The following is an 18,420-nucleotide window of genomic DNA, read 5'->3' on the forward strand; positions in this document are numbered from 1 at the left end:
ATGGCTAAGGAAAAGTTTGAACGAACAAAACCGCATTGCAACATCGGCACGATTGGGCATGTTGACCACGGCAAGACGACGCTTACGGCTGCGATCACGAAGCAGTTCAGCGACAATTTCAAAGCGTATGACGAGATTGACGGCGCGCCTGAAGAGAAGGCCCGTGGTATCACCATTTCAACAGCGCATGTTGAGTATGAGACCGAAGCGCGTCACTACGCCCACGTCGACTGCCCAGGCCACGCTGACTATGTGAAGAACATGATCACCGGTGCGGCGCAGATGGATGGCGCCATTCTGGTTGTGAACGCGGCTGACGGCCCTATGCCACAGACCCGCGAGCACATTCTGCTTGGCCGTCAGGTTGGCATCCCGTCAATGGTTGTCTTCATGAACAAAGTTGACCAGGTCGACGATGAAGAGCTTCTCGAGCTGGTTGAAATGGAAATCCGCGAACTTCTGACCGAGTACGGCTATCCTGGCGACGATATCCCAATCATCGCGGGTTCTGCCCTGGCGGCTCTGGAAGACCGTGACCCGGAAATCGGCAGCGAGAAAATCGCAGAGCTGATGGCCGCTGTTGACGCGTATATCCCACAGCCTGCACGTGCGATTGACCAGCCGTTTCTGATGCCAATCGAGGATGTGTTCTCGATCTCTGGTCGCGGTACTGTTGTTACGGGTCGTGTTGAGCGTGGCGTCGTGAATGTGGGCGACGAGATTGAAATCGTTGGTATCCGTGACACGAAGAAAACCACCTGTACCGGTGTTGAAATGTTCCGCAAGCTGCTTGACCGTGGCGAAGCCGGCGACAACATCGGCGCACTGCTGCGCGGCATTGACCGCGAAGGTGTTGAGCGTGGTCAGATCCTGTGTAAGCCAGGTTCCGTTAAGCCACACACCAAGTTCGAAGCCGAGGTCTATATTCTGACCAAGGAAGAAGGTGGCCGTCACACGCCGTTCTTTGCGAACTACCGTCCACAGTTTTACTTCCGTACGACGGATGTGACGGGCACGGTTGAGCTTCCGGCAGGCACCGAGATGGTGATGCCGGGCGACAACCTGAAGTTCAACGTTGAACTGATCGCCCCGATCGCGATGGAAGAAAAACTGCGCTTCGCCATCCGCGAAGGCGGTCGGACCGTAGGCTCCGGTGTCGTGTCCAAAATTATCGAGTAATAAGACCTCCGGGTTCGACGTGGGGCGGGGAATGATCCCCGCTCCACCTATCAACTCTAACGCCGCGAAAGGCTCAGAAATGACAAGCCAAAACATTCGCATTCGGCTGAAGGCATTTGACTACCGTGTACTGGATGCCAGCACACAGGAAATCGTCAATACTGCCAAGCGTACCGGCGCCCAAGTGCGTGGGCCGATTCCGCTGCCGAACAAGATTGAGAAATTCACGGTTCTCCGTGGTCCTCATGTTGACAAAAAATCCCGCGATCAGTTCGAGATCCGGACGCACAAACGTCTGCTCGACATTGTCGACCCGACACCGCAAACCGTTGACGCGCTGATGAAGCTCGACCTCGCTGCCGGTGTTGACGTCGAGATCAAGGTATAAGGAGCCATACTGAAATGCGCTCTGGTATTATCGCAAAGAAAGTCGGCATGACCCGGCTTTTCATGGAAGACGGGAAGCAGATTCCTGTAACCGTTCTCCAACTCGACGGCCTTCAGGTGGTTGCGCAGCGTACCGCCGATAAAGATGGCTATTCCGCAGTTCAGCTTGGTGCTGGAACGGCGAAAGCGAAACGCACATCCAAAGCGATGCGTGGCCATTTCGCAGCCGCTAATGTAGCACCGAAACGCAAAGTTGCAGAGTTTCGCGTCAGCCCCGACAATCTGATCGGTGTGGGCGAAGAAATCTCGGCCGAGCATTTCCTTGAGGGTCAGAAAGTTGACGTGTCCGGCACGTCAATTGGTAAGGGCTTTCAGGGTGCAATGAAGCGCCATAACTTTTCGGGTCTTCGGGCGTCTCATGGTGTGTCGATTTCGCACCGTTCGCACGGCTCGACGGGTCAGTGTCAGGACCCTGGCAAAGTGTTCAAGGGCAAGAAAATGGCCGGTCATATGGGCGCAGTCCGTGTTACCACTCAAAACCTTGAAGTTGTACGCACCGACGCCGACCGTGGTCTGATCATGATCAAGGGCGCGGTTCCGGGTTCTAAAGGTGGCTGGGTCACAGTAAAAGATGCTGTGAAAAAGAAATTGCCTGATGGCGTTCCTTTTCCAGCGGCTCTGAAATCGGCTGCGGCACCGGCGGAAGCGCCTGCCGAAGCTCCGGAAGGAGGGGCTGAAGAATGAAAACGGATGTAATCACTCTCGACGCAGGCAAAGCCGGCACCGTAGATCTCGATGATGCGATCTTTGGTCTGGACCCACGCGCTGACATTCTGCACCGTGTGGTCCGCTGGCAGCGCAACAATGCGCAGGCTGGAACCCATAAGGTGAAAACCCGGTCCGAGACCAGCTATTCGACCAAGAAGATCTATCGCCAAAAAGGCACCGGCGGCGCACGTCACGGTGACCGGAATGCGCCGATCTTCCGCTCGGGTGGTATCTACAAAGGTCCGACACCGCGCAGCCACGGCCACGACTTGACGAAGAAATTTCGCAAGTTGGGCCTACGTCATGCATTGTCTGCAAAGGCAAACGCCGGCGAACTGGTTGTGATTGACACAACAAACCTGAAAGAGGCGAAAACCTCTGTTCTGGCGAAAGCTGTCAAGGAACTGGGTTGGAAACGCGCGTTGATTATCGACGGGGCAGAGGTGAACGAAAATTTCGCTCGCGCCGCTCGTAACATCGAAGGCCTGGATATCCTGCCATCGATGGGTGCAAATGTTTATGACATCCTGAAGCGTGACACGCTTGTGCTCACGAAAGAAGGGGTCGAAGCACTGGAGGCTCGTTTGAAATGAGCGCGAAAGCAGAACATTACGATGTGATCCGCAAGCCGATCATCACGGAAAAAGCAACTATGGCTTCTGAAGCCAACGCTGTTGTCTTTGAGGTGGCGATTGACGCGAACAAACCACAGATCAAAGAAGCTGTTGAAGCTTTGTTTGGTGTAAAGGTTAAAGCGGTCAACACTTCCATTGCCAAAGGTAAGACCAAGCGGTTTCGCGGTCAGCCCGGCAAACGGAAAGATGTGAAAAAAGCTTATGTTACCCTTGTTGAGGGAAACACTATCGACGTCTCGACAGGCCTCTGATAGTAAGCACCGAATCTGCGCAGCCCCGGTTCGCCCGGGGCTGACGCTATTTTAGGACGGGGACCTTTGGGGCCCTATAGATCGGGCACCTTCGGGGGCCTAAACACAGTCAGGCTAGAGAGTCTGGCATAGCTAAACGGAAGACAGAAAGCATGGCACTAAAGTCGTATAAGCCGACGACGCCAGGCCAGCGTGGGCTGGTGCTGATCGACCGTTCGGAGCTTTGGAAAGGTCGTCCTGTTAAGTCTCTCACTGAGGGTCTGAGCAAAAAGGGCGGTCGGAACAATACCGGACGGATCACAATGCGTCGTCGTGGTGGTGGCGCAAAGCGTCTCTATCGTATTGTTGATTTCAAACGGAACAAGTTTGATGTGGCAGCCACCGTTGAGCGGATTGAATACGATCCGAACCGGACTGCCTTTATCGCGCTGGTTAAGTATGAAGATGGCGAGCAGGCATATATCCTTGCGCCACAGCGTTTGGCTGTTGGGGACAAGGTTATCGCTTCTGCAAAGACCGATATCAAACCTGGGAACGCAATGCCGTTTTCGGGAATGCCAATCGGTACGATCGTACACAACATTGAGTTGAAAGAAGGCAAAGGCGGCCAGATCGCCCGTGCAGCCGGTACTTACGCCCAGTTTGTCGGTCGTGATGGTGGCTACGCTCAGATTCGTCTTTCTTCGGGCGAGCTTCGCATGGTGCGCCAGGAATGCATGGCGACCGTCGGTGCCGTGTCGAACCCAGATAACTCTAACCAGAACCTCGGTAAAGCTGGCCGGAACCGCCATAAAGGTATCCGCCCATCCGTTCGGGGCGTGGTTATGAACCCGGTTGATCACCCACATGGTGGTGGTGAAGGCCGGACATCTGGTGGTCGTCACCCGGTTACACCGTGGGGCAAGCCTACCAAGGGTGCACGCACCCGTAACAAGAACAAGGCGTCCAGCAAGCTGATTATCCGCTCGCGTCACGCTAAGAAAAAGGGCCGGTAGTTATGTCGCGTTCTGTATGGAAAGGGCCTTTTGTCGACTCTTATGTGCTTAAGAAAGCCGAAAAGAGCCGCGAATCCGGCCGCAGCGAAGTGATCAAAATCTGGTCGCGCCGCAGCACAATTCTACCCCAGTTTGTTGGTCTGACCTTTGGTGTCTACAACGGCCACAAGCATATCCCCGTAAACGTGTCTGAAGACATGATCGGTCAGAAGTTCGGTGAGTACTCACCCACCCGGACTTACTATGGTCATGCTGCTGACAAAAAAGCGAAGCGGAAGTAAGAGCCATGGGTAAAGAGAAAAACGCACGCCGCGTGGCTGACAACGAAGCATTTGCAAAATCAAAAATGCTTCGCACGTCACCGCAAAAGCTGAATCTGGTTGCTGCGATGATCCGTGGCAAGAAAGTGGACAAAGCGCTTTCTGATCTGACTTTTAGTAAAAAGCGGATCGCCGCTGATGTTAAGAAATGTCTGCAATCTGCCATCGCAAACGCAGAGAACAACCACAACCTGGATGTGGATGAACTCATCGTTGCTGAAGCTTATGTAGGCAAAAACCTGACCATGAAACGTGGTCGTCCACGCGCACGTGGCCGGTTTGGCAAAATTCTGAAGCCATTCGCCGAGCTGACCATTCTGGTACGGCAAGTTGAGGAGCAAGCATAATGGGTCATAAGGTTAATCCAATTGGCATGCGCCTCCAGGTCAACCGTACCTGGGACAGCCGCTGGTATGCAGACACGAAAGACTATGGCGATCTTTTGCTTGAAGACCTGAAAATCCGGGAATTCATCAAAAGCGATTGCAAGCAGGCTGGCATCAGCCGTGTGATCATCGAACGTCCGCATAAAAAATGCCGTGTCACGGTTCACACCGCACGTCCTGGTGTGATCATCGGTAAAAAAGGCGCGGACATCGAAGGTCTTCGCAAGAAACTGGCAGCGCTGACTGCTTCGGAACTGCACCTCAACATTGTTGAAGTTCGCAAACCCGAGCTTGATGCACAGCTCGTAGCTGAAAGCATTACGCAGCAGCTCGAACGCCGTGTTTCTTTCCGCCGTGCGATGAAACGCGCAGTGCAGAACGCGATGCGCATGGGTTCCCTTGGTATTCGTGTTAACGTTGCTGGCCGTTTGGGTGGTGCCGAGATTGCGCGGACTGAATGGTACCGCGAAGGACGCGTTCCACTGCACACACTGCGTGCCGACATCGACTACGCCACTTCAGAAGCGCTGACTGCCTATGGCATCATCGGGGTTAAAGTCTGGATCTTCAAAGGTGAGATCATGGAGCACGACCCAAGCGCCCGTGAGCGTAAGCAACAGGAACTCCAGGAAGGCCCCGCACCACGCGGGCCCCGCCGCTAAGGAGATAGTAAGATGCTGCAACCAAAGCGCACAAAATTTCGCAAACAGCACAAAGGCCGTATCCACGGTGAAGCAAAGGGCGGATCAACTCTGACCTTTGGCACCTATGGCCTGAAGTCGACTGAACCTGAGCGCATCACCGCGCGTCAGATTGAAGCCGCGCGTCGTGCGATGACACGTCACATGAAACGTCAGGGCCGGGTCTGGATCCGGATTTTCCCAGACACCCCTGTGACATCGAAGCCAACCGAGGTTCGGATGGGTAAAGGTAAGGGCTCTGTTGACTATTGGGCCGCCAAAGTAAAACCCGGACGAGTCATGTTTGAGATTGACGGCGTGTCCGAATCTGTGGCAAGGGAAGCGCTCCGTCTGGCTGCGATGAAATTGCCGGTTAAGACCCGCACTGTCGTACGCGAAGACTGGTGAGTTTTTTATCGGACCCCCGGATGGTTTCGGGGGTTCGGTTTTTGTTGGAAAAGCGCCGACGGGTTCGGTGACTTCTGATGGAAGGATGAGGCGATGAACGCCCAAGAATTGCACGATAAGACCCCGGACCAGCTTCGTGAGGAGTTGGCCAACCTGAAAAAAGAATCGTTTAACCTTCGGTTCCAACAGGCCACCGGGCAAATGGAAAATACTGCGCGGATGAAAGCGGCTCGCCGTGACGCTGCGCGTGTAAAAACCGTACTTAACCAAAAAGCCGCTGCCGCGGCTGCAGAAGAATAAGGGAGCCTGAATAATGCCCAAACGTATTCTTACAGGCACCGTGACAAGCGACCAGAACGAACAAACCGTAACGGTTTCCGTTGAGCGTCGCTTTACACACCCTGTGCTTAAGAAAACTATTCGTCGGTCCAAGAAATACCGGGCCCACGATGCTAAGAACGAATTCAAGACTGGCGATATTGTCCGCATTCAGGAATGCGCTCCAGTCTCGAAAAACAAACGCTGGGAGGTTCTGGGCGCGTAAGCAACCAGACCTTTCGGTTTTATCGAAACCCTGGGGAATAACCTTAAAGGTCCCCACAGGTCGGGAGAAACCACATGATCCAGATGCAGACCAATCTGGATGTCGCTGACAACTCTGGCGCTCGCCGTGTTCAGTGCATCAAGGTTCTGGGTGGTTCCAAGCGTAAATACGCTTCCGTTGGCGACATCATCGTCGTCTCGGTTAAAGAAGCCATCCCACGCGGTCGCGTGAAAAAAGGCGATGTCCGTAAGGCCGTTGTCGTACGTACCGCTAAAGAAGTCCGTCGTGACGACGGCACCGCGATCCGGTTTGACCGGAACGCAGCAGTTATTCTCAACAATGCAAACGAACCAATTGGTACCCGTATCTTTGGGCCAGTCGTTCGTGAGTTGCGCGCGAAGAACTTCATGAAGATCATCTCGCTCGCACCGGAGGTGCTGTAAGATGGCCGCTAAATTGAAAAAAGCCGACAAAGTTGTTGTTCTGGCTGGCAAGGATAAGGGTAAAGAGGGCGTTATCGTCAGTATCGACCCAAAATCCGGAAAAGCTGTGGTTGATGGTATCAACCTTGCAGTTCGCCACACACGCCAGACCCAAACGTCACAAGGTGGCCGCGTGCCGACAGCCTTGCCTGTTCAGCTCAGCAATCTTGCGCTGATTGATAGCAAGGGCAAAGCGACGCGTGTTGGCTTCCGCGTGGAAGATGGCAAAAAAGTCCGTTACGCCAAATCAAACGGGGAGACTGTCTGATGCTTGATACAGCAAATTACACCCCGCGCCTAAAAGCGTTGTACAAAGAAACGATCTGTCCCGCGCTGATGGAAGAATTTGGTTACAAAAACGCGATGATGCTGCCCAAGCTCGACAAAATCGTGTTGAATATGGGTATCGGTGACGCTGTTAAAGACACCAAAAAGGTGAAACTCGCAGAAGACGAGATGACCCTTATTGCGGGTCAGAAAGCTGTCACCACCAAGGCTAAAAAGTCGATCGCTGGTTTCCGCGTCCGTGAAGAAATGCCGCTGGGGTGCAAAGTAACCCTGCGTGGCGAACGGATGTATGAATTCCTGGATCGCCTGATCACCATCGCGATGCCCCGTATCCGCGACTTCCGCGGTGTTTCAGGAGCATCCTTCGACGGTCGTGGCAACTATGCCATGGGCCTTAAAGAGCACATCGTTTTTCCAGAGATTGATTTCGACAAAGTCGATGAGATCCGTGGGATGGATATTGTGATTGCCACAACCGCGAAAACCGACGCGGAAGCTAAGGCGCTGTTGAAAGCTTTCAACATGCCCTTCAACAGCTGATCGCGGGAGGAAAGTAAGACATGGCTAAGAAAAGCATGATCGAGCGCGAGAAGAAGCGTCAGAAGCTGGTGGAAAAATATGCCACCAAGCGTGCTGAGCTTAAAGTGATCGCGAATGACGAGAGCAAGCCGATGGAAGAGCGTTTCAAAGCGCGCCTGAAGCTGGCTAAATTGCCGCGCAACTCTTCGGCGACACGGTTGCACAACCGCTGTCAGCTGACGGGCCGCCCTCACGCTTATTATCGTAAGCTGAAGGTATCGCGGATCGCGCTGCGGGAACTTGGCTCTGCGGGCCAGATCCCCGGCATGGTGAAATCAAGCTGGTAACGGAGAGAACGATATGAACGATCCTATCGGCGATATGCTCACCCGTATCCGGAATTCCCAGATGCGCGGTAAGTCCACCGTCAGCACACCTGCCTCCAAGCTTCGCGCTTGGGTTCTGGATGTGTTGGCTGACGAAGGTTATATTCGTGGTTACGAGTCCACGACTGATAAAAATGGCCACCCGGCCATTGAAATCAGCCTTAAATATTTCGACGGCACTCCTGTCATTCGCGAGCTGAAACGGGTTTCGACCCCTGGTCGCCGCGTTTACATGGGCGTCAAAGACATCCCATCGGTCCGTCAGGGTCTGGGTGTCTCAATCGTCTCCACACCAAAGGGTGTGATGTCGGATGCATCTGCACGTTCTGCCAATGTTGGTGGCGAAGTGCTCTGCACCGTATTCTAGGGAGGTCTGCATGTCTCGTATCGGTAAGAAACCAGTCGAGCTTGTAGCGGGTGTATCTGCATCTGTCTCTGGTCAGACGATTGAAGTGAAGGGCCCTAAGGGTACCCGGAGCTTCACCGCAACTGATGATGTCACCATCACGGTTGAGGAAAACAATGTAACAATTGCGCCGCGTGGAAATTCCAAACGCGCGCGGCAGCAGTGGGGCATGTCACGCACCCAGATCGCCAATCTGGTGACCGGGGTGACGAAAGGCTTCACAAAAGAACTAGAGATCAACGGTGTTGGTTATCGTGCGCAGATGCAGGGCAGCAATGTTCTGAAGCTGAGCCTTGGCCTCAGCCATGAAGTCAACTTTGAAGTGCCGGCAGATGTGACTGTCACCGCTCCGAAGCAGACTGTCATTATTGTTGAGGGCATCGACGAACAAAAAGTTGGTCAGGTTGCAGCAGACATTCGTGAATGGCGCAAGCCCGAGCCTTACAAAGGCAAAGGCATCAAGTACAAAGACGAATATATCTTCCGTAAGGAAGGTAAGAAGAAGTAAAGGACCCAGGATATGGCAAACAGCAAAAGAACACTGTTTCTGAAGCGCCGCCTGCGCGTTCGGAACAAACTGCGGAAAACTGCAAACGGGCGTCTGCGCCTTTCGGTTCATCGCTCGAACAAAAATATCAGCGTGCAGCTGATTGATGATGTGAACGGCGTAACACTCGCGTCAGCTTCTTCTCTCGAGAAGGACCTGGGCATTGTTGGCAAGAACAACATCGAAGCTGCAACAAAAGTGGGCTCTGCAATAGCGAAGCGTGCTAAGAAAGCTGGTGTTGAAGACTGCTACTTTGATCGTGGCGGCTTCCTCTTTCATGGGAAAGTTAAGGCTCTGGCCGATGCTGCTCGTGAAGGCGGACTGAAGTTCTAAGGAGACGATAGATGGCAAGAGAACCAAATACCCGGGGTGGACGTCGCGATCGCGATGAAACACCGGAATTCGCCGATCGTCTCGTAGCGATCAACCGTGTGTCGAAAACTGTTAAAGGTGGTAAGCGTTTTGGCTTTGCTGCTTTGGTGGTTGTTGGCGACCAAAAGGGCCGCGTCGGTTTTGGTAAAGGTAAAGCCAAAGAAGTACCCGAAGCGATCCGCAAAGCGACAGAACAAGCCAAGCGTCAGCTTGTGCGCGTTCCACTGCGCGAAGGTCGTACACTCCACCACGACATCGAAGGCCGTCATGGCGCTGGTAAAGTTGTGATGCGGACCGCACCACAAGGTACCGGTATCATTGCTGGTGGTCCGATGCGTGCGGTATTCGAGATGCTCGGTGTGCAGGACGTTGTTGCGAAGTCTATCGGCTCGCAAAACCCCTACAACATGATCCGTGCAACCATCGACGGGCTGAAAAGCGAAGCGAGCCCACGTATGGTAGCGCAGCGCCGCGGTAAGAAGGTAGCGGAAGTTCTTCGCAAGCCTGAAACCGAAGCCGCAGCGGAAGCCTGAGGAGAAGACCCATGGCAAAAACCATCGTTGTAAAACAAATCGGCTCTCCGATCCGCCGTCCGATCAAACAGCGTCAGACGCTGATCGGTCTTGGCCTTAACAAGATGCACAAAACCCGTGAACTGGAAGACACACCAGCAGTACGCGGCATGGTTGCTAAGATTTCGCATATGGTTGAGATTATCGAAGAAAAAGGCTGAGCCTTTTCGGATAGAAAACGGAAAGACGCCCTCGGGAAACCGGGGGCGTTTTTTGCATTGGTGCAAGCAGCAATGGCGCTTGCCCGTAAAGTTTGCCAACAAACAGCGAATCAATTATAAGTTGTTAATAATTTGTTAAATCGCCTTTATCGCGCAATCTTTTTTAGAGGGGAATATGAAAAATCTTGTGCTGGTTCTAATTCTGTGCAGCCCAACGTTCGCAGTTGGAAGTTTTGCCGCAACTTCTACTTCTGCACGTACTTCAATCGAAGAGAGTGAAATTGGGCACAGCGGCGGGTGTCGCAAATCATCCCCACCGGGACGATGTTGTCACGCGGGATCTCGACCCTATCACTGTCACTAAATGAATATGACCCGAAAAAAGATCGTTGATGATCTAGCCCAGAGCGATTTCAAAGCGTTCGAGCTTTTCGAATTGGGTTTCTCCCGGTGTTATTGGGCGGGCCGCCGCAAATCCAATCAAAGGGATTGCATCTCGAGCCGCCCAATAGCGCACTAATTGTTAGCGAGACATTGTCTGATCGAAGTGTTCTGAGACTTCAATTTAAATCAGTACCTTTAGTGTTCGGCTAAGGCTTTTCATACGACCTCAATGATGATTAGTTTCGGTTTACTGCGTTAAACAGGAGACAGCTTATGATCGTCAGAAACCTCACATCCATCCTTGGCACCGATCGTCATGTTACGGGCGAAGCATTCGAGAGCCGCCGTATTCTCCTCGCGGATGACGGGCTGGGTTACTCACTGCACGATACGGTGGTGAAGGAGGGGAATGAACAGCACCTCCAATACAAAAACCATATCGAAAGCAACTATTGCGTCGAAGGTGAGGGCGAGGTGGTCAATGTTGCCACTGGGGAAGTACACCCTCTGGGCCCGGGCTCACTTTACACGTTGGACAAACATGATGCGCATATCCTGCGTGCGACCAGGGGAGATATGCGCCTGATATGCGTTTTTACGCCTGCTCTTTCCGGGCACGAAGTACATGACGACGATGGGGGCTATCCTGCGTCAGAGTAATCACCGACGTTGGGTCCGGTATCTGATGGGATAGTGCTTGATCGCAGCTATTATCCCGTTTATACGCCCCCGGTGGTCTTCTTGACCACGAGAATCAAAATCAAGAAAAGCCGTGTTTGGCCCGCTTACGCTTCAGGGGCCATTTCCGGCATAGGAGAAGCGAAATGAAACTGAACGAACTGCACGACAATCCCGGTGCAACGAAATCCCGTAAACGTATTGGCCGCGGTCCTGGTTCCGGCACTGGTAAGACCGGTGGCCGTGGTATCAAAGGTCAGAAATCCCGTTCGGGTGTGGCGATCAAAGGGTATGAAGGCGGGCAAATGCCGCTCTACCAACGCCTGCCAAAGCGTGGCTTCAATAAACCAAACCGCAAGAAGTTTGCAGTCGTAAATCTTGGTTTGCTGCAAAAATTCATCGACGAAAAGAAGATCGATGCCAAGAAAGCGATTACCGAAGATGTGCTGGTCGACAGCGGTCTTGTACGTCGCAAGCTCGATGGCGTTCGTATTCTCTCCAAAGGCGAATTTAAAGCCAAGGTTGACCTCACAGTGACCGGCGCCTCCAAGTCGGCGGTCGAAGCCGTGGCTAAGGCCGGTGGCTCTCTGACGGTCACAACTCCGGCAGCAACGGACGCGGCAGCTGAATAAGCGCTTGTGAGCGGCGCTTGTGCCGCTTACATACATTTAAGTTTTCCCAGCGCCGCCTTCCGGAAAACCGGACTGGCGGCGTTTTTAATGACAGAGAGGCCCATAAATGGCATCTGCGGCAGAGCAAATGGCGTCAAACATGAGCTGGGGTGCCTTTGGCAAGGCAACCGAGCTACGCCAGCGCATTCTTTTCACAATCGGTTTGCTTATAGTTTATCGGCTGGGCACCTATATTCCGGTTCCGGGCATCGACGGCGTCGCGCTTCGCGAATTTATGGAACAGGCCGCCAGCGGTATCGGCGGTATCCTGTCAATGTTTACGGGTGGTGCCTTGTCCCGGATGGGGATATTCGCACTCGGCATCATGCCCTATATTTCGGCGTCGATCATTATCCAGCTTTTGACAGCGATGGTTCCAAAGCTTGAGCAGCTGAAAAAAGAGGGTGAACAAGGCCGCAAAAAGATCAACCAATATACCCGCTACGGTACCGTGGCTTTGGCAACGTTCCAGGGGTATGGGCTGGCGGTTAGTCTTCAGGCGGGTGACCTTGCGCTAAATCCGGGTTTCGAATTTATTGCATCTACCATGATCACACTGATCGGGGGCACGATGTTCCTGATGTGGCTGGGTGAACAAATTACCGCACGGGGTATCGGTAACGGTATTTCGCTGATCATCTTTGTTGGTATTATTGCCGAGGTTCCAGCCGCGCTTGCGCAATTCCTAAGCCAGGGGCGCTCCGGTGCTATTTCACCAGCGGTGATCGTTGGTGTTCTGGTCATGGTTGTGGTCGTCATTGCATTCGTCGTGTTCATGGAACGCGCTTTGCGCAAAATCCACATCCAGTATCCGCGCCGTCAGGTTGGTATGAAGGTATACGATGGTGGTTCGTCACACCTGCCCGTGAAGGTGAACCCTGCAGGTGTTATTCCTGCCATCTTCGCCAGTTCTTTGCTTTTGTTGCCAACGACACTCGCGACCTTCTCGGGTAGCCAGACCGGGCCAATCATGGCGACGATCCTTGCCTACTTCGGACCAGGACAGCCGCTTTACCTGCTGTTCTTTACAGCGATGATCGTTTTCTTCACGTTCTTTTACACCTTCAATGTGTCGTTTAAGACCGAAGACGTGGCCGACAACCTTAAGAATCAGAATGGTTTTGTTCCGGGGATTCGGCCTGGCAAGAAGACAGCAGAGTATCTGGACTTTGTCGTGACCCGCCTTTTGGTTCTGGGTTCGGCTTATCTTGCGGCAGTTTGTCTCCTTCCAGAGATTTTGCGTTCACAATTGGCCATTCCCTTTTACTTTGGCGGCACCTCGGTTCTGATCGTCGTTTCCGTAACGATGGATACGATCCAACAGGTACAGTCGCATCTGCTGGCGCACCAGTATGAAGGGCTGATTGAAAAATCTCAGCTCCGCGGCAAGAAGCGCGGGAAAAAAGGGACGACTAGAAAATGAACATTATCCTTCTCGGCCCACCGGGCGCTGGTAAAGGAACCCAAGCCCGTAAATTGGTAGACGAGAGGGGCATGATTCAGCTCTCTACAGGTGACATGCTGCGCGAGGCAAAGACCTCGGGAACTGATATGGGTAAAAAGGTCGCCGCGATCATGGATTCGGGCGAACTTGTGACCGATGAGATTGTGATCGGTCTGATCGAGGAAAAGCTCAAAGGCGAAAATGGCGGCGGCTTCATCTTTGATGGTTTCCCACGCACTTTGGCTCAGGCGGATGCGCTTGCAGAATTGTTGGACAAGGTTGGTCAATCGTTGGAATGCGTGATTGAAATGCGTGTGGATGATGACGAACTTGTGCGTCGGATTACCGGGCGTTTCACCTGTGGTAACTGTGGCGAAGGTTATCATGACGAGATGAAGATACCCGCGGTCGAGGGAACCTGTGATAACTGCGGAGCACAGGATATGAAGCGCCGCGCTGACGACAACGAAGACAGCTTGCGCACTCGACTGATGGAATATTACAAAAAAACATCGCCGCTGATTGGCTACTACTACGCTAAAGGCAAGCTTAAAGATGTTGATGGTTTGGCAGCGATTGACGAAGTGGCAAAATCAATCAGCGACGCTTTGGCCTAAGGGTCTGACAAGCAAGTTGTAGAAAGTACCTATTCTCGCTTGACGTGAATGGGAAAACCCCATATTTGGCACTATCCCAAAAGAGGGAATCGGCACGGATTCGGATAATTCGATTCAGCCGTTTGAGATTCAGCTGTGGCCCGCGGGTTTTCGCCTCGGGCCCATGTTGTGAAAAAAGGTTCTGGAATTACGGAGCCGCAACAAAAAGGAAAGCAACACGTGGCACGTATTGCCGGCGTAAACATCCCGACCCATAAACGGGTCCCGATCGCCCTGACTTATATTACCGGTATCGGTAACACATCTGCGAAATCTATCTGTGAAGCCGTTGGAGTCGACCCCGCACGCCGGGTGAACGAACTCTCGGATGCCGAAGTTCTGGCGATCCGCGAACACATCGACGCGAACCACAAAGTTGAAGGCGACCTGCGCCGTGAAGTTCAGATCAACATCAAACGTCTGATGGATCTGGGCTGCTATCGCGGTCTGCGTCATCGCCGCAACTTGCCGGTTCGCGGCCAGCGCACCCACACCAACGCTCGTACTCGCAAAGGTCCTGCAAGGGCCATTGCTGGTAAGAAGAAATAGGGGGCGGATCAATGGCACGCGAAAAGACTCGTACTAAGAAAAAAGAGCGTAAGAATATTGCCTCTGGTGTTGCGCATGTGAACAGCTCATTCAACAATACTAAAATCCTGATCTCCGACGTCCAGGGCAACGCGATTGCCTGGTCATCAGCCGGGACTTGCGGCTTTAAAGGGTCGCGGAAATCCACACCTTATGCAGCTCAGATGGCTGCAGAAGATGCGGGCCGGAAAGCTCAGGATCATGGTGTTAAGACCCTTGAGGTCAATGTTCAGGGGCCGGGTTCGGGCCGTGAATCTGCACTGCGCGCTTTGGCTGCGATCGGTTTGAACATCACGTCAATCCGTGATGTGACCCCAATTGCACACAACGGCTGCCGCCCACCAAAACGGCGCCGCGTCTAATATTTCTTTGCTTGGGCTGCGTGGTGAGCACGCGGCCCAAACACGTCTTTTTACCTCGGGCGTTTCTGTCTTGGGACATGAGCCAGAAACTTGAATGGAGGCGACACGCATGATCCACAAAAATTGGGCCGAATTAATTAAGCCAACACAGCTTGATGTGAAGCCGGGCAATGACCCGTCACGTCAGGCAACTGTTATCGCCGAACCGCTGGAACGCGGTTTTGGTCTGACACTTGGCAACGCGCTGCGCCGCGTCCTAATGTCGAGCCTGCAAGGCGGAGCCATCATCAGTGTTCAGATCGACAACGTTCTGCACGAGTTTTCGAGTGTTGCTGGTGTACGTGAAGACGTAACCGACATTGTTCTGAACCTCAAAGGCGTTGCGATCCGTATGGAAGTCGAAGGGCCAAAGCGCCTTTCAATTTCCGCGAAAGGCCCGTCGGTTGTTACCGCTGGCGATATTTCGGACAGCAGTGGCATTGAAATCCTGAACAAAGATCATGTGATCTGTCACCTCGATGATGGTGCGGATCTGTTCATGGAACTGACGGTAAACACCGGCAAAGGTTATGTTTCGGCAGAAAAGAACCGTCCAGAGGACGCACCTATTGGCCTCATGCCAATTGATGCGATCTTTTCACCGGTTAAGAAAGTATCCTATGACGTGCAGCCGACCCGCGAAGGTCAGGTGCTCGACTATGACAAGCTGACACTGAAGCTGGAAACCGATGGTTCCATCACGCCTGACGATGCGGTGGCGTATGCCGCACGCATTCTGCAGGACCAACTATCGATCTTTGTGAACTTTGATGAGCCCGAGTCAGCGACACGCGCTGACGAAGATGACGGTCTAGAGTTTAATCCGCTGCTTCTGAAGAAAGTGGATGAACTTGAACTGTCAGTTCGCTCTGCGAATTGTCTGAAGAACGACAACATCGTTTATATCGGTGATCTGATCCAGAAAACCGAAGCTGAAATGCTGCGCACACCGAACTTTGGCCGTAAATCTTTGAATGAAATCAAAGAAGTGTTGTCAGGTATGGGCTTGCACCTCGGTATGGACGTTGAAGAATGGCCACCAGAAAACATCGAAGACCTGGCAAAGAAATTCGAAGATCAGTTCTGAGTTGACTAAAAGGGGGTCGTCGCTTAAATGGCCCCCGAAAATGCCCGCAATAGCTGGGAAAATATGGGCATACTGCCCCAAGGAGAGCGGCGCAGGACCAGCGACCGCCAGACAAAGCAAAATAGAAGTAGGAGATAAGAAATGCGTCACGCGAGAGGCTATCGCCGCCTGAACCGCACCCATGAGCACCGCAAGGCTCTGTTCGCCAACATGGCGGGATCGCTCATTGAACATGAACAAATTAAAACGACCGTTCCAAAAGCAAAAGAGCTTCGCCCGATCATCGAAAAACTGATCACGCTGGGCAAGCGCGGTGACTTGCACGCGCGTCGTCAGGCAGCAAGCCGTTTGAAGCAGGATGCTTATGTTTCGAAATTGTTTGAGGTGCTTGGCCCTCGTTACAAAGAACGCAACGGTGGGTATGTCCGTATTTTAAAAGCCGGTTTCCGGTATGGAGACATGGCGCCGATGGCAATCATCGAATTTGTTGACCGCGACCCGGCAGCAAAAGGTTCGGCAGATAAAACACGCGTTGCCGAAGAAGAGGCAGCGCTGGACGCTGAATAACTCAGATCGACGTAAAACAAAAACCCCGCCAGATGGCGGGGTTTTTTGTTTTCAGAACCAGCTCAACTGTAGCTGGGTTCATTCTGCAACGGGGATCGCATTGCAGCAATCGATGATTCGATATTTTCAATGAGATCGTTCAATTGGCCCTCCCCGATCGGTGTCGCACCAAGAAATTCCAGCAAATCCAGCCTGGCGCTGTCCGGAAGTGTCATCAATTTAGCAAATAAATCGGGATTGATCGTGTTCACAACACATCTTTCTTTTGATTCTTGTCAGCGTGTTCAATTTAAGGTTGACGAATTTTCGATCAACTTGTCTAAAAAGACATGTCCTCTAAGCTAGGTGTAGATCTTGAACTCCATAAACTGTCGCTGATTGCGCCGGCGGGGTACTTTATTGGACTGCACATTCGCTTTGCTGCACCGTTGATGTCTTTTCAGACATATAACCAGCAGTGGTTGGATCATTACACCGAACAAGGTTATGCGCTGCGGGACCCGACGATTGCATGGGGATTCAGCACGGTTGGGGTAAGCCGATGGAGCGAACTGGGTATTCCAGATCCATTCGGCATTCTTGAAGAAGCAAAAACCTTTGGTTTGACATTTGGTATGTCTGTGTCCTGTGGGGAAATCAGCTCGCGTACAATTGCGAGCTTCGCCCGTACGGACCGGGAATACACCGAAAGCGAAATGGAACAGATTTCGCTCATAATTCGTCGGCTTCACGATATCACGGAGCCGCCGGAGAGCCTTACTAAGGCTCAGATCGAGGCCCTGCGGTGTATAGCGGCAGGCGATCGACATGCGGCGGCAGCCGCCAAACTGAATATTTCAGAAAGCGCACTAAAGGCCAGATTGACTGCGGCTCGTCAGCGACTGCTCGCTCGTACAACCGCAGAGGCCATACAACGCGCTAAAGACTACAGGCTGCTATAACCGGATGTCATCACTGTTTGCTGTCAGGGCTTAGGGGTATTTCAACCAAGCTGGAGACTGCCATGCAAACCACAACACTATCTTTCGAAAACATGCATAACCACGGGGAACTTTTTGCGAACCTTTTTCGCGCAAGAAAGCAATCCTTTATTGTGCAGAAAAACTGGAACCTGCCTGAAGCATTGGGAATGGAGTATGATCAATATGACACTCCGGCAAGTCGTTGGATTGCGATCCACGAATTTGGCGAAGTCTATGCTGGTATGCGGCTGACCCCGACAAATGCGCAATGCGGGATTTACAGTTACATGATCCGGGATGCGCAACGAGGGCTTTTGAATACGATCCCTCAGGATCTGCTTTATGATGAAGCGCCTATAGACGCGCACACATGGGAAAGTACCCGTGTATTCGTGTCGCACAACACGCCTCAGCGGATTCGTCGTCGTGTACACGCCTATATGGTTATGGCGATGCTTAAATCGGCGCGTGAACTTGGGGCAACCCGGCTTATCGCACTAACCGCTGCAAACTGGCCGCGTTGGTTTGGCCGGTGCGGTCTTGAGGCTTCGGCAGCAGGTCGGGAGATGTTCATTGGTGACGGTGACTACCAATGTGTATCGATCGATCTGGCATCGAAGCTGCACTAAGCAAACGGGCCTTCCGGAATATCGGGAGGCCCAATTCGCTTTTAACTTTCTGTCAGCGCGCATAGAT

32 protein-coding genes are annotated in these 18,420 nt (G+C 52.8%); 31 read left to right on the top strand and 1 reads right to left on the bottom strand.

The genetic code is table 11. The annotated features are described in order from the left end of the window. The 29 genes from tuf to rplQ all read left to right on the top strand — a co-directional run. The coding region (gene tuf, locus MWU63_RS02265; RefSeq protein WP_213887190.1) for an elongation factor Tu at positions 1–1,179 on the top strand (1,179 nt) is incomplete at its 5' end. Positions 1,180–1,258: 79 nt separating this feature from the next. Further along, on the top strand, positions 1,259–1,567 hold the full coding sequence (gene rpsJ, locus MWU63_RS02270; RefSeq protein WP_213887746.1) for a 30S ribosomal protein S10: 309 nt from the start codon (positions 1,259–1,261) through the stop codon (positions 1,565–1,567). Between the two features lie 14 nt (positions 1,568–1,581). After that, positions 1,582–2,310, top strand: coding sequence for a 50S ribosomal protein L3 (gene rplC / locus MWU63_RS02275; protein WP_213887204.1), 729 nt, complete (start codon positions 1,582–1,584; stop codon positions 2,308–2,310). Further along, positions 2,307–2,927, top strand: coding sequence for a 50S ribosomal protein L4 (rplD, locus tag MWU63_RS02280; protein ID WP_213887205.1), 621 nt, complete (start codon positions 2,307–2,309; stop codon positions 2,925–2,927). Before rplC ends, rplD begins: the two co-directional genes overlap by 4 nt. After that, on the top strand, positions 2,924–3,220 hold the full coding sequence (locus MWU63_RS02285; protein WP_213887206.1) for a 50S ribosomal protein L23: 297 nt from the start codon (positions 2,924–2,926) through the stop codon (positions 3,218–3,220). Before rplD ends, MWU63_RS02285 begins: the two co-directional genes overlap by 4 nt. Positions 3,221–3,372: 152 nt before the next feature. Further along, positions 3,373–4,215, top strand: coding sequence for a 50S ribosomal protein L2 (rplB, locus tag MWU63_RS02290; protein ID WP_213887207.1), 843 nt, complete (start codon positions 3,373–3,375; stop codon positions 4,213–4,215). 2 nt (positions 4,216–4,217) lie between these two features. Next, positions 4,218–4,496 (top strand): 30S ribosomal protein S19, encoded by a 279-nt coding sequence (rpsS, locus tag MWU63_RS02295; RefSeq protein WP_213887208.1) that lies wholly within the window; start codon positions 4,218–4,220, stop codon positions 4,494–4,496. 5 nt (positions 4,497–4,501) lie between these two features. Further along, positions 4,502–4,882, top strand: a complete 381-nt coding sequence (gene rplV, locus MWU63_RS02300; RefSeq protein ID WP_213887209.1) for a 50S ribosomal protein L22 — start codon at positions 4,502–4,504, stop codon at positions 4,880–4,882. Then, positions 4,882–5,583 carry a 30S ribosomal protein S3 gene (rpsC, locus tag MWU63_RS02305; RefSeq protein ID WP_213887210.1) on the top strand — a complete coding sequence of 234 codons (702 nt, stop codon included), beginning with the start codon at positions 4,882–4,884 and terminating at the stop codon, positions 5,581–5,583. Before rplV ends, rpsC begins: the two co-directional genes overlap by 1 nt. A 12-nt stretch (positions 5,584–5,595) precedes the next feature. Continuing rightward, complete coding sequence (gene rplP / locus MWU63_RS02310) at positions 5,596–6,009, top strand: 50S ribosomal protein L16 (RefSeq protein WP_213887211.1); 414 nt, start codon at positions 5,596–5,598, stop codon at positions 6,007–6,009. A gap of 93 nt (positions 6,010–6,102) precedes the next feature. Continuing rightward, a complete protein-coding gene (rpmC, locus tag MWU63_RS02315) occupies positions 6,103–6,309 on the top strand; it encodes a 50S ribosomal protein L29 (protein ID WP_213887212.1) in 207 nt (68 codons plus the stop codon). 13 nt (positions 6,310–6,322) lie between these two features. Further along, the gene (rpsQ, locus tag MWU63_RS02320; RefSeq protein WP_213887213.1) at positions 6,323–6,553 is read left to right on the top strand and encodes a 30S ribosomal protein S17; all 231 of its coding nucleotides are present in this window, start codon (positions 6,323–6,325) and stop codon (positions 6,551–6,553) included. A 74-nt stretch (positions 6,554–6,627) separates the two neighbouring features. Then, complete coding sequence (gene rplN / locus MWU63_RS02325) at positions 6,628–6,996, top strand: 50S ribosomal protein L14 (RefSeq protein WP_213887214.1); 369 nt, start codon at positions 6,628–6,630, stop codon at positions 6,994–6,996. Between the two features lies 1 nt (position 6,997). Then, complete coding sequence (gene rplX, locus MWU63_RS02330) at positions 6,998–7,303, top strand: 50S ribosomal protein L24 (protein ID WP_213887215.1); 306 nt, start codon at positions 6,998–7,000, stop codon at positions 7,301–7,303. Beyond that, a complete protein-coding gene (rplE, locus tag MWU63_RS02335) occupies positions 7,303–7,863 on the top strand; it encodes a 50S ribosomal protein L5 (protein ID WP_213887216.1) in 561 nt (186 codons plus the stop codon). Before rplX ends, rplE begins: the two co-directional genes overlap by 1 nt. 20 nt (positions 7,864–7,883) lie before the next feature. Next, a complete protein-coding gene (rpsN, locus tag MWU63_RS02340) occupies positions 7,884–8,189 on the top strand; it encodes a 30S ribosomal protein S14 (protein WP_213887217.1) in 306 nt (101 codons plus the stop codon). 13 nt (positions 8,190–8,202) lie between these two features. Continuing rightward, positions 8,203–8,595, top strand: coding sequence for a 30S ribosomal protein S8 (gene rpsH, locus MWU63_RS02345; RefSeq protein ID WP_213887218.1), 393 nt, complete (start codon positions 8,203–8,205; stop codon positions 8,593–8,595). A 10-nt stretch (positions 8,596–8,605) separates the two neighbouring features. Beyond that, positions 8,606–9,142, top strand: a complete 537-nt coding sequence (rplF, locus tag MWU63_RS02350; protein WP_213887219.1) for a 50S ribosomal protein L6 — start codon at positions 8,606–8,608, stop codon at positions 9,140–9,142. Between the two features lie 12 nt (positions 9,143–9,154). Then, a complete protein-coding gene (rplR, locus tag MWU63_RS02355; protein WP_247076854.1) occupies positions 9,155–9,514 on the top strand; it encodes a 50S ribosomal protein L18 in 360 nt (119 codons plus the stop codon). A gap of 11 nt (positions 9,515–9,525) precedes the next feature. Further along, positions 9,526–10,086, top strand: a complete 561-nt coding sequence (gene rpsE / locus MWU63_RS02360; RefSeq protein WP_213887221.1) for a 30S ribosomal protein S5 — start codon at positions 9,526–9,528, stop codon at positions 10,084–10,086. An 11-nt stretch (positions 10,087–10,097) separates the two neighbouring features. Further along, positions 10,098–10,286, top strand: coding sequence for a 50S ribosomal protein L30 (gene rpmD / locus MWU63_RS02365; RefSeq protein WP_213887222.1), 189 nt, complete (start codon positions 10,098–10,100; stop codon positions 10,284–10,286). 657 nt (positions 10,287–10,943) lie between these two features. Next, entirely contained in the window at positions 10,944–11,330 is a 387-nt protein-coding gene (locus MWU63_RS02370; RefSeq protein WP_213887223.1) for an ectoine synthase, read from the top strand. Between the two features lie 164 nt (positions 11,331–11,494). Continuing rightward, the gene (rplO, locus tag MWU63_RS02375) at positions 11,495–11,980 is read left to right on the top strand and encodes a 50S ribosomal protein L15 (protein ID WP_213887224.1); all 486 of its coding nucleotides are present in this window, start codon (positions 11,495–11,497) and stop codon (positions 11,978–11,980) included. Positions 11,981–12,086: 106 nt separating this feature from the next. Beyond that, positions 12,087–13,442: a preprotein translocase subunit SecY gene (gene secY / locus MWU63_RS02380; protein ID WP_213887225.1), complete on the top strand. Its 1,356-nt coding sequence runs from the start codon at positions 12,087–12,089 to the stop codon at positions 13,440–13,442. Beyond that, positions 13,439–14,080, top strand: a complete 642-nt coding sequence (locus MWU63_RS02385; protein WP_213887226.1) for an adenylate kinase — start codon at positions 13,439–13,441, stop codon at positions 14,078–14,080. The genes secY and MWU63_RS02385 overlap by 4 nt, the downstream gene beginning before the upstream one ends. Before the next feature lie 219 nt (positions 14,081–14,299). Further along, a complete protein-coding gene (gene rpsM, locus MWU63_RS02390) occupies positions 14,300–14,668 on the top strand; it encodes a 30S ribosomal protein S13 (protein WP_213887227.1) in 369 nt (122 codons plus the stop codon). A gap of 11 nt (positions 14,669–14,679) precedes the next feature. Then, on the top strand, positions 14,680–15,069 hold the full coding sequence (gene rpsK, locus MWU63_RS02395; RefSeq protein ID WP_213887228.1) for a 30S ribosomal protein S11: 390 nt from the start codon (positions 14,680–14,682) through the stop codon (positions 15,067–15,069). Positions 15,070–15,178: 109 nt separating this feature from the next. After that, complete coding sequence (locus MWU63_RS02400) at positions 15,179–16,195, top strand: DNA-directed RNA polymerase subunit alpha (RefSeq protein WP_213887229.1); 1,017 nt, start codon at positions 15,179–15,181, stop codon at positions 16,193–16,195. A gap of 141 nt (positions 16,196–16,336) precedes the next feature. Then, on the top strand, positions 16,337–16,762 hold the full coding sequence (gene rplQ / locus MWU63_RS02405) for a 50S ribosomal protein L17 (RefSeq protein WP_213887230.1): 426 nt from the start codon (positions 16,337–16,339) through the stop codon (positions 16,760–16,762). Between the two features lie 62 nt (positions 16,763–16,824). On the opposite strand, the gene MWU63_RS02410 is transcribed toward rplQ, so the two are convergent. Further along, positions 16,825–17,013 (bottom strand): hypothetical protein, encoded by a 189-nt coding sequence (locus MWU63_RS02410; RefSeq protein WP_247076862.1) that lies wholly within the window; start codon positions 17,011–17,013, stop codon positions 16,825–16,827. 78 nt (positions 17,014–17,091) lie between these two features. On the opposite strand from MWU63_RS02410, the gene MWU63_RS02415 reads away from it, so the two are divergent. After that, on the top strand, positions 17,092–17,703 hold the full coding sequence (locus MWU63_RS02415) for an autoinducer binding domain-containing protein (protein ID WP_213887232.1): 612 nt from the start codon (positions 17,092–17,094) through the stop codon (positions 17,701–17,703). 62 nt (positions 17,704–17,765) lie between these two features. After that, a complete protein-coding gene (locus MWU63_RS02420; protein WP_213887233.1) occupies positions 17,766–18,353 on the top strand; it encodes an acyl-homoserine-lactone synthase in 588 nt (195 codons plus the stop codon). Positions 18,354–18,420 lie beyond the last annotated feature (67 nt).

The sequence above is a fragment of the Pseudohalocynthiibacter sp. F2068 genome (assembly GCF_023015645.1).
Lineage (GTDB): Bacteria > Pseudomonadota > Alphaproteobacteria > Rhodobacterales > Rhodobacteraceae > Pseudohalocynthiibacter > Pseudohalocynthiibacter aestuariivivens.